Origin of the sequence: Streptomyces sp. 5-10 (assembly GCF_014712245.1) — a bacterium.
Taxonomy (GTDB): domain Bacteria; phylum Actinomycetota; class Actinomycetes; order Streptomycetales; family Streptomycetaceae; genus Streptomyces; species Streptomyces violaceusniger.
The window spans coordinates 49,662-62,878 of sequence record NZ_JACVYG010000018.1 but is presented as its reverse complement, the minus strand read 5'-3'; the positions used below and the strand labels follow the sequence as shown (position 1 = coordinate 62,878).

11 protein-coding genes are annotated in these 13,217 nt (G+C 71.2%); 2 read left to right on the top strand and 9 right to left on the bottom strand.

The window, feature by feature from the left end; translation table 11 throughout:
- Positions 1-13: 13 nt before the first annotated feature.
- A complete protein-coding gene (locus tag IEJ02_RS21295; RefSeq protein WP_191066318.1) occupies positions 14-730 on the bottom strand; it encodes an MBL fold metallo-hydrolase in 717 nt (238 codons plus the stop codon).
- 152 nt (positions 731-882) lie between these two features.
- Between IEJ02_RS21295 and IEJ02_RS21290 the strand changes: the two genes are divergently transcribed.
- Complete coding sequence (locus tag IEJ02_RS21290; protein WP_191066317.1) at positions 883-1,749, top strand: peptidylprolyl isomerase; 867 nt, start codon at positions 883-885, stop codon at positions 1,747-1,749.
- A 211-nt stretch (positions 1,750-1,960) separates the two neighbouring features.
- A complete protein-coding gene (locus IEJ02_RS21285; RefSeq protein WP_191066316.1) occupies positions 1,961-3,190 on the top strand; it encodes a DUF349 domain-containing protein in 1,230 nt (409 codons plus the stop codon).
- 107 nt (positions 3,191-3,297) lie between these two features.
- Here the strand turns inward: IEJ02_RS21285 and IEJ02_RS21280 are convergent, their stop codons facing one another.
- From IEJ02_RS21280 to ruvC, 8 genes are all read right to left on the bottom strand, one after another.
- Entirely contained in the window at positions 3,298-5,832 is a 2,535-nt protein-coding gene (locus IEJ02_RS21280; protein ID WP_191066315.1) for a RelA/SpoT family protein, read from the bottom strand.
- Positions 5,833-6,116: 284 nt separating this feature from the next.
- A complete protein-coding gene (locus tag IEJ02_RS21275) occupies positions 6,117-6,713 on the bottom strand; it encodes an adenine phosphoribosyltransferase (RefSeq protein WP_191066314.1) in 597 nt (198 codons plus the stop codon).
- A gap of 17 nt (positions 6,714-6,730) precedes the next feature.
- A complete protein-coding gene (gene secF, locus IEJ02_RS21270) occupies positions 6,731-7,852 on the bottom strand; it encodes a protein translocase subunit SecF (protein ID WP_191066313.1) in 1,122 nt (373 codons plus the stop codon).
- A gap of 1 nt (position 7,853) precedes the next feature.
- Positions 7,854-9,650: a protein translocase subunit SecD gene (gene secD / locus IEJ02_RS21265; protein WP_191066312.1), complete on the bottom strand. Its 1,797-nt coding sequence runs from the start codon at positions 9,648-9,650 to the stop codon at positions 7,854-7,856.
- 150 nt (positions 9,651-9,800) lie between these two features.
- Entirely contained in the window at positions 9,801-10,340 is a 540-nt protein-coding gene (gene yajC, locus IEJ02_RS21260) for a preprotein translocase subunit YajC (RefSeq protein WP_191066311.1), read from the bottom strand.
- A 272-nt stretch (positions 10,341-10,612) separates the two neighbouring features.
- A complete protein-coding gene (gene ruvB / locus IEJ02_RS21255) occupies positions 10,613-11,701 on the bottom strand; it encodes a Holliday junction branch migration DNA helicase RuvB (RefSeq protein ID WP_191066310.1) in 1,089 nt (362 codons plus the stop codon).
- A 67-nt stretch (positions 11,702-11,768) separates the two neighbouring features.
- A complete protein-coding gene (gene ruvA, locus IEJ02_RS21250) occupies positions 11,769-12,389 on the bottom strand; it encodes a Holliday junction branch migration protein RuvA (protein ID WP_191066309.1) in 621 nt (206 codons plus the stop codon).
- Positions 12,386-13,081 (bottom strand): crossover junction endodeoxyribonuclease RuvC, encoded by a 696-nt coding sequence (gene ruvC / locus IEJ02_RS21245; RefSeq protein WP_317985861.1) that lies wholly within the window; start codon positions 13,079-13,081, stop codon positions 12,386-12,388. Before ruvC ends, ruvA begins: the two co-directional genes overlap by 4 nt.
- Positions 13,082-13,217: the final 136 nt, after the last annotated feature.

Genomic DNA, 13,217 nt, shown 5'->3' with positions numbered 1-13,217 from the left:
CGGAAGTCTCTCGTCACATTCCTCGTCGCGGAGCCGGGCGCCGGGCGCCGTCTCCCGGGCCGGCGGCCACCTCCCGCAGAAACGGGTTGGTGGCGCGCTCACGGCCGATGCTGGTCTGGGGGCCATGGCCGGACAGCACCACGGTCGAGTCGTCGAGCGGCAGGACCACACGGGCCAGCGACTCGAGGATCTCGGCGTGATCGCCGCCGGGCAGATCGGTGCGTCCGATGGAGCCGGCGAAGAGCAGATCGCCCGAGAAGAAGACGGACGGGATGTCCGCCTGCTCGGGCATCTGGAAGGTCACCGACCCCTTGGTATGGCCCGGGGCGTGCGCGACGGTGAGCTCCAGACCGGCCAGCCTCAGCTCGGCGCCGTCGGCCAGCTCCTTGACGTCGTCCGGCTCGCCCACGGTGAGTTCGCCCATCAGCGGCATCCCGATGGAGCGGCCGAGGGCCTTCTCGGGGTCGCTCATCATGAAGCGGTCGGACGGGTGGATCCACGCCGGTACGTCATGTGCGCCACAGACCGGGACGACCGAGGCGACATGGTCGATGTGGCCGTGGGTGAGGACGACGGCGACGGGCTTGAGCCGGTGCTTGGCCACCACCTCCGCGACGCCTTGGGCCGCCTGGTGGCCCGGGTCGATGATCACGCACTCCTCACCGGCGGCGGGGGCGACCAGATAGCAGTTGGTCCCCCAGGCCCCGGCGGGGAACCCGGCAATGAGCACGATCGTCCTTACAAGTCGTCCGGTGGAAGATTGTCGGCGGCTTCAGAGCCTACCGGCGGCGCCCCGGCCACAGCGAACCCGTATACGGTACGGCCGAGCCCTCGTACACAACAGCAGCACACCGACGGCACACGCCATGAGGAGACGACCCGGTGGTCAGTAACGAGCAGCGGCGGCGGCAACTCGCCCGGGAGAAGTACCTTCGGCAGCAGCAGCGGCGCGAAACCGCGCGGCGCAAGTCGCGCCAGCGCAATGTGGTGATCGCCGCCGTGCTGGCCGTGGTCCTGGCCGGTGGCGGTGCCGTCGCGGCCACGGGCGCGCTGTCCGGGAACGACAAGGACAAGAAGAAGGACGACGCCGCCGCCTCCGCCACCCCCTCGGCCGCCCCCACCAGCAAGGCGCCGGACCCCTGCGCCAAGGAGGCGAAGGCGGTGGCGGACAAGAAGCCGAAGAAGATGTCGTGGAAGAAGGAGCCGGCGGTCACGATCGACAAGTCGGCCTCCTACACGATGAAGCTGGAGACGACCTGCGGGGACATCTCCGTGACCATGGACGCGGGCAAGGCGCCGCACACGGTCAACTCCTTCGACTTCCTGGCGGGCAAGGGCTACTTCGACCACACCAAGTGCCACCGGCTGGTGAACCAGGGGATCTACGTGCTCCAGTGCGGTGACCCGCAGGGCACCGGCGCGGGCGGCCCCGGCTACACGCTCCCGGACGAGAACCTCAAGGACGCCTCGCTCAAGGGCGGCAAGTACCCGGCCGGGACCGTCGCCATGGCCAACCAGTACAACCCGCAGACCAAGCAGGGCCGGAACACCGGCGGCAGCCAGTTCTTCCTGGTCTACAAGAAGAGCGACCTCCCGCCGGACTACACGCCCTTCGGCACCGTGGACGAGGCCGGGATGAAGGTCCTGCGGAAGATCGCCGATGCCGGGGCGGCCCCGCCGGACCAGACGATGAACACCGCCCCGAACGCCAGCGTGGTGATCAACAAGGCGACGGTCACCAAGTCCTGAGGTCGCCGGGCGGCCCCGTACTGCGAAATTTCGGTCGCGCAGGATACGGACAGCCGGGGCACCGGTCGCCTATGTTGGCGTTGTGTAGGGTGCCTGCCCCGGTGGCCGCCACCCTGCCGTGAGACCGGCCAGGGCGTATCCCGGCCGGAAGAAACTGTGGACGATGCCCGCGGGCCGCGCGCCCGCCCCGGCATCATGTGGAGGAGGCGCTGTGAGCAGCGAGCCTTGGGGCCGCGTCGACGAGGCGGGGACCGTGTACGTGCGTACGGCCGACGGGGAGCAGGTCGTCGGATCGTGGCAGGCGGGATCGCCGGAAGAGGCCCTCGCCTACTTCGAGCGCAAGTACGAAGGTCTGGTCGTCGAGATCGGCCTCCTCGAGCGCAGGGTCAAGACCACCGATCTGTCGGCCAAGGACGCGACGGCGGCCATCGAGCACATCCGTCACCAGGTCGACGAGCATCACGCGGTCGGAGATCTTGACGCGCTGAGGAAGCGGCTCGACAAGCTCGCCGGGGAGGTCGAGGTCCGCCGCGAGCAGCGCAAGGCGGCCAAGGCGGTCCAGACCGACGAGGCCCGCAGGGCCAAGGAGGACCTGGTCGCCGAGGCCGAGCAGCTGGCCGCCAGCGAACAGTGGCGGGCGGCCGGGGAGCGGCTGCGCGCCCTGGTGGACACCTGGAAGGGCCTGCCCCGGCTGGACCGCAAGACCGACGACGAGCTGTGGCACCGCTTCTCGCACGCCCGCTCGGCGTTCTCCAAGCGGCGCAAGGCCCACTTCGCGGCCCTGGACGCGCAGCGCGAGGAGGCCCGGCAGACCAAGGAGAAGCTGGTCGCCGAGGCCGAGGCGCTCTCCGGCTCCACCGACTGGGGCCCGACCGCGGCCCGGTACCGGGAGCTGATGTCGGACTGGAAGGCCGCGGGCCGTGCCCAGCGCGAGGCCGAGGAGGACCTGTGGAACCGCTTCCGCGGTGCGCAGGACATCTTCTTCCAGGCCCGTAGCGAGGTCTTCGCCGAGCGTGACGCCGAGCAGCGGGAGAATCTCACCCGTAAGGAGGAGCTCGTCGTCGAGGCCGAGAAGCTGCTGCCGATCTCGGACCTGAAGGCGTCCCGCGCGGCCTTCCGGTCGATCAACGAGCGGTGGGAGGCCATCGGCCATGTGCCGAGGGACGCCCGCGCCCGTATCGAGGGCCGGATGCACGCGGTGGAGCGCGCCATCCAGGACGCCGAGGACACGGAGTGGCGGCGGACCAACCCCGAGGCGCGGGCGCGGGCCGAGGGGCTCACCGGCCAGCTCCAGGACGCCGTGGACAAGCTGCGGTCCCAGATCGACGCGGCCCGCGCGGCGGGGAACAACGCGAAGGCCGACAAGCTCTCCAAGGAGCTCGAGGGCCGGCAGGCGCTGCTGGACCAGGCGCTGAAGGGCCTCCAGGAGTTCGGCGGCTGAGCGCGCGCTGATCCGCGTACGGCGGCGGCCCCCGGTGCGAAGGCGCCGGGGGCCGCTGTCGTCGTATGTGCTCGCTGTCGTCGTATGTGCTCAGTGGGGACGCGTTCTCAGCGGGCGCGGGCCGAGGTGACCCGGTAGACGTCGTAGACGCCCTCCACGCCGCGTACGGCCTTCAGGACGTGGCCCAGGTGCTTGGGGTCGCCCATCTCGAAGGTGAAGCGCGAGGTGGCCACCCGGTCGCGGGAGGTCTGCACGGCCGCGGAGAGGATGTTGACGTGCTGGTCGGACAGCACGCGGGTGACGTCCGACAGCAGCCGGGACCGGTCCAGCGCCTCGACCTGGATGGCCACCAGGAAGACCGACGACTGGGTGGGCGCCCATTCGACGTCGAGGATGCGCTCGGGCTGCTGGGAGAGCGAGTCCACGTTGACGCAGTCGGCGCGGTGCACCGAGACGCCGCTGCCGCGGGTGACGAAGCCGATGATGGGGTCGCCGGGGACCGGCGTACAGCAGCGGGCCAGCTTGACCCACACGTCCTCGACGCCCTTGACCACCACGCCCGGATCGGCGCTGGAGCGGCGCTTGGTGCGGCGGATGGGCGGGGCGGTCTCGGCGATGTCCTCGTTGGCGGCCTCCTCGCCGCCGAGCGCCTGGACGAGCTTCTGCACCACGTTCTGCGCGGAGACATGGCCCTCGCCGATCGCCGCGTAGAGCGCGGAGATGTCGGGGTAGCGCATCTCATGGGCGAGGGTGACCAGCGAGTCGCCGGTCAGGATCCGCTGGATGGGCAGGTTCTGCTTGCGCATCGCCCGGACGATCGCGTCCTTGCCCTGTTCGATCGCCTCGTCGCGGCGCTCCTTGGAGAACCAGGCGCGGATCTTGTTACGGGCCCGCGGGGACTTCACGAAGCCCAGCCAGTCGCGGGACGGCCCGGCGCCCGCCGCCTTGGAGGTGAAGACCTCCACCAGGTCGCCGTTGTCCAGGGTGGACTCCAGCGGCACCAGCCGCCCGTTGACCCGGGCGCCGATCGTACGGTGACCGACCTCGGTGTGCACGGCGTAGGCGAAGTCGACCGGGGTGGCCCCGGCCGGAAGCGCTATGACATCGCCCTTGGGCGTGAAGACGAAGACCTCGTTGCGGGACAGGTCGAAGCGCAGGGACTCCAGGAATTCGCCCGGGTCCTCGGTCTCCTTCTGCCAGTCCAGGAGCTGCCGCAGCCACGCCATGTCGTTGATGGCGTCGTCCTTGCCCGCCTTGCGGGGCACATCGGTGCGCACCTTGGAGGCGCCGGCCACCGCCTCCTGCTTGTACTTCCAGTGCGCGGCGATGCCGTACTCGGCGCGGCGGTGCATGTCGAAGGTGCGGATCTGGAGCTCGACCGGCTTGCCGCTGGGCCCGATGACCGTCGTGTGCAGCGACTGGTACATGTTGAACTTGGGCATCGCGATGTAGTCCTTGAACCGCCCGGGCACCGGGTTCCACCGCGCGTGGATGGTCCCGAGCGCCGCGTAGCAGTCGCGGACGGTGTCGACGAGGACGCGGATGCCCACCAGGTCGTAGATCTCGGCGAAGTCGCGGCCGCGCACGATCATCTTCTGGTAGACGGAGTAGTAGTGCTTCGGCCGGCCGGTGACGGTCGCCTTGATCCGCGCCGCCCGCAGATCGCCCTGGACCTGGTCGGTCACGACGGCCAGGTACTCGTCGCGCTTGGGGGCCCGCTCGGCGACCAGCCGCACGATCTCGTCGTACATCTTGGGGTAGAGGATCGCGAAGGCGAGGTCCTCCAGCTCCCATTTGATGGTGTTCATGCCCAGGCGGTGGGCGAGCGGGGCGTAGATCTCAAGCGTCTCGCGGGCCTTCTTCTCCTGCTTCTCCCGCTTGAGGTAGCGCATGGTGCGCATGTTGTGCAGCCGGTCGGCCAGCTTGATCACCAGCACCCGGGGGTCCCGGGCCATGGCGACGACCATCTTGCGCACGGTCTCGGCCTGGGCCGCCTCGCCGAACTTGACCTTGTCCAGCTTGGTGACGCCGTCGACGAGCAGCGCGACCTGGTCGCCGAAGTCACGACGCAGGGTGTCCAGGCCGTACTCGGTGTCCTCGACGGTGTCGTGCAGCAGCCCGGCCATCAAAGTGGCCGGATCCATACCCAGCTCGGCCAGGATCGTGGTCACCGCGAGGGGGTGGGTGATGTACGGATCGCCGCTCTTGCGCTTCTGGCCGCGGTGCCAGCGCTCGGCCACCTGGTACGCGCGCTCGATCTGGCGCAGCGTCGAGGCCTCCGCCTTGGGGTCGTTGCCGCGCACGATGCGCAGCAGCGGCTCCAGCACCGGGTTGTACGGGCTGGAGCGCTGGACGCCGAGGCGCGCCAGCCGGGCCCGGACCCGGTTGGACGAGCCCGAGCGGGGCGCGGGGCTCTGTACGGGGCGCGCGGGCGGCGTGGTGGCGGGCAGGCTGTTGCCACGGCCCGCGGCGGGCTTCGGGCTGGTCTGCTCGGGGCCGCGCCGGACCGTGCCGTCACCGCTGTTCCTGGGCACGCCTGGGGCCGCCGTCGGCTTCTCGGCGGCGGTGGGCGCGTCCGGCTGTGCGGAGGGGGTTCCGCCCGGACGGACTTTGGGCGAGAGCGGCTGGGCCTCGTCTGGCAAGAGCACTCCTAGCGGTCCGGACCCGAAAGGGTCGGGCTGCCATGGTATCGATCCCGCCACTCCGCTTGCCTCTCGATCGCGAAGCCGGGCATGACGGGGGCATGGGGCGGCATGGCGGAGGGCGGGGACCCGGCGTTGCGCGTCCCCGCCCTCCGGCGGTCCTCCCGGCCCGGTGTACGGGCCCCGGCCCGGTGTACGGGCCGTTTCAACAGGCCGTTCCACCGGCCGTAACGTAAAGCCCGGCTACGGTCCGTAAGCCCGGCTACGCGGGCCGTAAGCCCGGCTCAGACCGTGATCAGAGCCTCCAGCGGGGCGCTGTCGAGCGAGCCCAGCAGGCGGCCGCGGCCCTCGAGGAAGCCGAGCTCCAGCAGCACGGCGACCCCGGCGACCTGGGCGCCGGCCCGCTGGATGAGCCGCAGGGACGCCTCGGCGGTGCCGCCGGTGGCCAGCACGTCGTCGATCACCAGTACCCGGTCGCCGGGCTCCAGCGCGTCGGCGTGTATCTCGATCTCGGCCGTGCCGTACTCCAGCTCGTAGCGCTGGGCGAGCGTCGCCCCGGGGAGCTTGCCGGCCTTGCGGACCGGTACGAAGCCGATTCCGGCGCGGACGGCGGCCGGGGCGGCGAGGATGAAGCCGCGCGCCTCCAGGCCCACCACCTTGTCCGCACGGTGCCGGACGCAGAGCTCGGCAAGCGCCTCGGTGAGCGCGCCGAAGGCCGCGGCGTCGGCGAGCAGCGGGGTGATGTCCTTGAACATCACGCCGGGCTTGGGGTAGTCCGGCACGTCCTGGATGCGGCCGAGCAGCAGTGTGCGCAGCTCCTCGGCGGAGGCTCCGCCGAATCCGTCCGGGCTGCCCGCCGGTGTCTGCGTCGTCTCCGTCATCTCTCGGGCTCCCCCGCTCATCGCCGCTTGCCCGACGGCCGGCCGCGCCCGCGGTTGCGGGAGGCGGGCTGGCGGCGCTGGCCGACGACTCCGGCGGGCGCCGCGGCGGCGTCCTCCAGGGCCGGGGCGTCGTCCTCCTCGGCGGGCGAGTCCGCCGTCTCGGCCTTGGCGGCCGCGGCACGCTTGGCCTTCACCCGCTTGGCCAGGGACTTCATCCTCGGGTCGCGCTCCTTCAGATCGGCGACCAGCGGGGTCGCGATGAAGATCGAGGAGTACGCACCGGCGGCGAGGCCGACGAAGAGTGCCAGGGAGATGTCGTTGAGCATGCCCGCGCCGAGCAGACCGCCGCCGATGAACAGCAGCGCGCCGACCGGCAGCAGCGCCACGACCGTGGTGTTGATGGACCGCACCAGGGTCGAGTTGAGGCTGCGGTTGGCGATCTCGCTGTAGGTGAAGCGGGTCTGCTTGGTGATGTCCTTCGACGCTTCCTTGAGACCGTCGAAGACCACGACGGTGTCGTAGAGCGAATAACCGAGGATGGTCAGCAGACCGATCACTGTGCCCGGGGTGACCTCGAAGCCGACCAGCGCGTAGACACCGACGGTGATCGTGAGGTCGTGGATCAGGGCGATCAGGGCGGCCAGCGCCATCCGCCACTCGAAGGCGATGGCGAGATAGATCACCACCAGCACCATGAAGATCGCCAGACCCTGCCAGGCCTTGCTGGCGATCTGCTCGCCCCAGCTCGGGCCGACCAGCTGGGTGTCGATCTTGCTGGTCTTGACGCCCAGCTCCTTGGCGAGCTCCTCCTGGACCGGCAGCGCCTCCTTGGTGCCCAGCTCGCTGATCTGGATCCGCATCCCGCCGCGGCCGAGCTCCTGGACGACGACGGTGTGGCCACCGGAGGCGTCCTCGGCGGCCTGGCGCACCTCGGTGCTGGAGACCTTGGTGTTGGGGGTCGTGAAGACCGCGCCGCCGGAGAACTCGATGCCCATGTTCAGGCCGCGCACCGCCAGGCCCACGATGGCCGTGATGGTGATCAGTATCGAGATGCCGTACCAGAGCTTCCGCTTGCCGACGAAGTCGTAGCCGACCTCGCCTCGGTAGAGCCTGGCGCCGAGAGTGCCGAGTCGCGACATCTCACGCCTCCTTCGTGTCGGCGGGGCCGGGGGCGGCGGGACGGCGACGGCGCAGCGGCGGTGTGGCCCCGAGGCGCTTGGGGTCAAGGCCGGACCACGAGTGGCCGTTCCCGAAGAACGGACGGCGGGCGAGGATCGTCATCAGCGGCTTGGTGAAGAGGAACACCACGGCGATGTCGAGCAGCGTGGTCAGGCCCAGGGTGAAGGCGAAGCCCTGCACCTTGCCGACGGTGACGATGTAGAGCACCGCGGCGGCCAGGAACGACACGAAGTCGGACACCAGGATGGTGCGCCGGGCCCGCGGCCAGCCGCGCTCGACGGCGGGGCGCAGCGAGCGGCCCTCCCGGATCTCGTCGCGGATCCGTTCGAAGTAGACGATGAACGAGTCGGCGGTGATACCGATGGCCACGATCGCGCCGCAGACCGCCGGGAGGTTCAGCGCGAAGCCGATGCCCGGGCCGAGCAGCACCATGATCGTGTACGTCAGGATCGCGGAGACGCCGAGGCTGGCCATGGCCACGAGGGCGAGACCGCGGTAGTAGACGACCAGGTAGATCACGACGAGCGCGAGGCCGATGGCACCGGCGATCAGACCGGCGTCCAGCTGCTCACCGCCGAGCGCGGCGGAGACGGTGGTCTCGTCGGCGATGTCGAAGGACAGCGGGAGCGCGCCGTAGGACAGCACGTTGGCCAGGTCCTCGGAGCTCTGCTGGGTGAATCCGCCGGAGATGGTGGCCCGGCCGCCGGTGATGGCGCCCTGGGTGACCTCGGGGTCGGAGACGACCTCGCCGTCCAGGACGATCGCGAAGCGGTTCTGCGGGGACTGCTGCTTGGTCAGCTCACCGGTGGTCTTGGCGAACTTCTTGGAGCCCTTGCTGTTGAAGTCGAGCTGGACGATCCAGCCCGCCCCGTTCTGGCTCTCGAAGACCGACGAGGCGTCGTCCACGTCGGTGCCCTCGACCTCGGAGGGGCCGAGGACGAACTTGGCGTCGCCCTTCTGGCCGCAGGCCAGCACCGAGTCGGTCGGCTTGGCGTTGGCCGCCTTCTCGGCCGCCGCGGCGCGTCCGGCCTTGGTGGTGCAGTCGAGCTTCGCGAACTGCTTGGCCAGCTCTTCCTGGTCGCCGGAGCCCGACGGGCTCTTGGACGGGTCGGGCTTCGGGGTCTTCGACGGCGAGGGGCTTGCGCTGGGCTTCTCGTCGGCCTTCAGGCCCTCGGAGAGGGCCCGCCCCTGGGTGCTGGGGCTGGCGGAGGAGGACGAGGAGGCCGATGACGAGGCCGACGGCGTGCCGGACGGCTTGCCGCCCTTGTCATCGCCCTTGTCCTGGCCCTTGCCGCCGGCGCTGGCCGACGGGCTGGGGGTGGAGTTGGGCTTCTCGGGGGTCTTCTGGCCGCTGGTGGTCGTGACCACCGGCCGGAAGTAGAGCTGGGCGGTGGTGCCGACCTGCTGCCGGGCCTGCTTCGCGTTCGTCCCCTTGGGGATGTTCACGATGATGTGCTTGTCACCCTGCGTCTGGACCTCGGCCTCGGACACACCCAGACCGTTGACCCGCCGCTCGATGATCCCCACGGCGGTGTTCATGTTGTCCGTGTTGATCGCGTTGGGCTTGCCCGGTTGGTTCTTGGCCTCCAGCGTGAAGCTGGTGCCGCCCGCGAGATCGATGCCCAGTCGCGGCGTGGTGTGCCCGGAGACGAACATGCCTCCGGTCAGCGCCGCGATGGCGATCAGGATGACGGCCAAGGGGCGCCCTGGCCTGCCCTGTGACCCGGAGGACCTGCGGCCCTTCTTCGGTGCTGCCACCTTCTCGTATCTCCCTGTCCAACCGCCCCGCATCGGGTGTGCGCGGGGCGGCACGAAGTCTTGTGGGGACGAGCCCCCGCCGGAGCCTAGACCGTCCAGGGAACCGCGGCGCACCGATCGAGGGCGCGCCGCGGTTCCCGGATGACGGACTTACTTCGCGTCGGTGCCGCCGTCCCGCTTGTCGTCCTCGGAGGTGCTCGCCGCGGCGGCGTCGTCCTTGCCGAGGTCGATCTTCTTGACGTCCGTCTTCCCGGCCTTGTCCTCCGCCTCGTCGGCCGCGTCGGCCTCGTCGGCCTTCTCGAGCTCGACCTTGTCGGCGGGCGAGTCGGCGTCGGCGTCCGCGGCCTCGGTCAGCGAGGAGGCGTCGTCGGGAACGACAGGGGTGTCGGTGGCGTCCTCGTCGGGGTCGATGCCGTGCACGATGCGGTTGTACTCGGAGTCCGGCAGGACGGCTCCCACCGCGTTCTTCGCGTAGATCGCGTGCACGCCGGGGGCCACCTCGAGGAGGACCGTGTCGTCGTGGACCTCCTTGACCGTCGCGTACATGCCGCCGATGGTCCGTACACCGGAGCCCGGCTGCATGTCATTGCGCATCTGCTGGGCCTGGCGCTGCTTGTTCTTGGCCGAACGCGTCATCAGGAACATGGCCCCGATAAGCACGATGAACGGCAGGAGAGTCACGATATTCACGGGACGGAAATTCCTTCACACGACCGCGGGGAGCGGCCTGGTCTACGGGGGTGGGTATACCGCACAGTGAGCGGACGGCATACGGACGGCATCGGCGGAGTCTAAGCGAGCCCACGCCAATGGAACAACGCCCGGCGCGGTACCGGGGTTCCTGACCCCGCCATTATTGGTCCTCTACGCCATGATGCCGGGTAAGCGAGCGCTTATGCCTTGTCGCGGCCCGTCCGGCCCGTCATGGCACGTCATGCGCCGTCACGCCGTGTCCCCGGCCGTCATGGCTCGAAGAGGCCCGCCTGACCGCCGGCGGCGGTCTGCGGCGGTGGGGTGAGCCCCATATGCGCCCAGGCCGCCGGGGTGCCGATCCGCCCCCGGGGGGTACGGGCCAGCAGCCCCTCCCGGACCAGGAAGGGCTCGGCGACCTCCTCCACCGTCTCACGCTCCTCCCCCACCGCGACCGCCAGGGTCGACAGACCCACCGGGCCGCCGCCGAACAGCTTGAGCAGGGCGCTGAGCACCGCCCGGTCCAGCCGGTCCAGGCCGCGCTCATCCACGTCGTAGACGGCCAGGGCGCTGGCGGCGATCTCGCGGGTGATCAGGCCGTCCGCCTTGACCTGGGCGTAGTCGCGCACCCGGCGCAGCAGACGGTTGGCGATCCGGGGGGTGCCGCGGGAGCGGCCCGCGATCTCGGACGCGCCCTCGGACTCGATGGTCACGTCGAGCAGCCCGGCGGAGCGGTGGACGACCCGCTCCAGCTCGGCCGGCGCGTAGAACTCCATATGCCCGGTGAAGCCGAAGCGGTCGCGCAGCGGGGGCGGCAGCAACCCGGCCCGGGTGGTGGCGCCGACCAGCGTGAACGGCGGCAGCTCCAGCGGGATGGCGGTGGCCCCGGGCCCCTTGCCGACGATGACGTCGACCCGGAAGTCCTCCATCGCCATGTAGAGCATCTCCTCGGCGGGCCGGGACATCCGGTGGATCTCGTCGAGGAAGAGCACCTCGCCCTCGGTGAGGGAGGAGAGGATCGCGGCCAGATCGCCGGCGTGCTGGATGGCGGGGCCGGAGGTGATCCGGATCGGGGCGCCCATCTCGGCGGCGATGATCATGGAGAGGGTGGTCTTGCCCAGTCCGGGCGCGCCGGAGAGCAGCACGTGGTCGGCGGTGCCGCCGCGCTGCCGGGCCGCCTTGAGCACCAGGTCCAGCTGCTCGCGGACCCGCTCCTGCCCGACGAACTCGCCGAGGTCCTTCGGGCGCAGCGCGGCCTCGACCGCCTGGTCGTCGCCGTCGGCGTCGGCACCCACCAGCCTGCCGCCCGCGCCGGACGGGGCGTCGTCGGCGGTGGCCGGTGGGGTCTCGTCCCAGTTCACTGCGTTTCGCCTCGCGATGTCGTCTTCGGATGTGCCGCCGGTCGCGGCCTGCCGCGGCCGCGGTGGATCACCGTGTGCGGTTCAGGGTCTGCAGGGCGGCCCGCAGCAGCTGGGCCACCTGGGGTGTGCCGCCCGCGGCCACCGTCTCCTCGGCCTGCGGGGTGACGGCGGCCACCGCCTCGTCGGCCTCCCGGGTGGCGTAGCCGAGGCCCACCAGCGCGGTGTGCAGCTGGTCGCTCCAGCCGGGCGCGGCCGCCGAGCGGGCGCCGGGCACGGCCGAGCCGATCGGCTCGCCGAGCCGGTCCTTGAGCTCCAGCAGCAGCCGCTGCGCCCCCTTCTTGCCGATGCCGGGGACGGCGGTGAGCGCCTTCTCGTCCCCGGTGGACACCGCGAGCCGCAGCGCGTCCGGGGAGTGCACGGCCAGCATGGCCTGGGCCAGCCGGGGGCCGACCCCGCTGGCGGTCTGGAGCAGTTCGAAGACCTGGCGCTCGTCGTCGTCGGCGAAGCCGTAGAGGGTCAGCGAGTCCTCACGGACGACGAGGGAGGTGGCCAGCCGGGCCTGCTGGCCGACGCGCAGCCCGGCCAGGGCGGCCGGGGTGCACTGGACCGCCATCCCGACCCCGCCGACCTCGATCACGGCGGTGTCCGGGGCGACGGCCGCCACCGGACCGGAGACGAACGCGATCATGAGGTACGGCCTTTCGTGGTGCGCGCGCTGCTCGGGGTGCGGGCGGGGCTCGTCGGGTGGGCGGTGCTCGGGGTGCCAGCGGTGCCGGGGGTGCCGGCGGGCCTGGTGGTGCTCGTGGGGCTTGTGGTGCCTGTGGGGCTTGTGGTGCGTGTGGGGCTTGTCGTGCGTGTGGGGCTTGTCGTGCGGTGGGCGGCGACGGCCTGCTGGAGCCGGTTGGTCGCGGGGGCCCGCCAGATGTGGCAGATGGCGAGCGCCAGCGCGTCGGCGGCGTCGGCCGGTTTGGGCGGTGCGTCCAGCCGCAGCAGCCGGGTGACCATCGAGCCGACCTGCGCCTTGTCGGCGCGCCCGGATCCGGTGACGGCCGCCTTGACCTCGCTGGGGGTGTGCAGCGCGACCGGCAGCCCGCGGCGGGCCGCGCACAGCATGGCGACGGCGCTGGCCTGGGCGGTGCCCATGACGGTGCGGACGTTGTGCTGGCTGAACACCCGCTCCACGGCGACGAATTCGGGCCGGTGGGCGTCCAGCCACTCCTCGATGCCGCGCTCGATGAGGACGAGCCGGTCGGCGGTCGCGGTCTCCGCCCCGGTCCGTACGACGCCGACGCCGAGCATCCGCAGCGGGCGGCCCGCGACCCCCTCGACCACGCCGACGCCGCACCGGGTCAGCCCCGGGTCCACGCCCAGCACACGCACCGCGCCCCTCCCCTCACCGCGCTTCGGTCACCTGTTCTTGCAGGCTAGCGGCTGCCGCCGACAACACCCGCGGACAACGCCGACGGGCCGGTGGGGTGCTGCCCCGCCGGCCCGTCCCTGTCGTCGACCGCCGTGC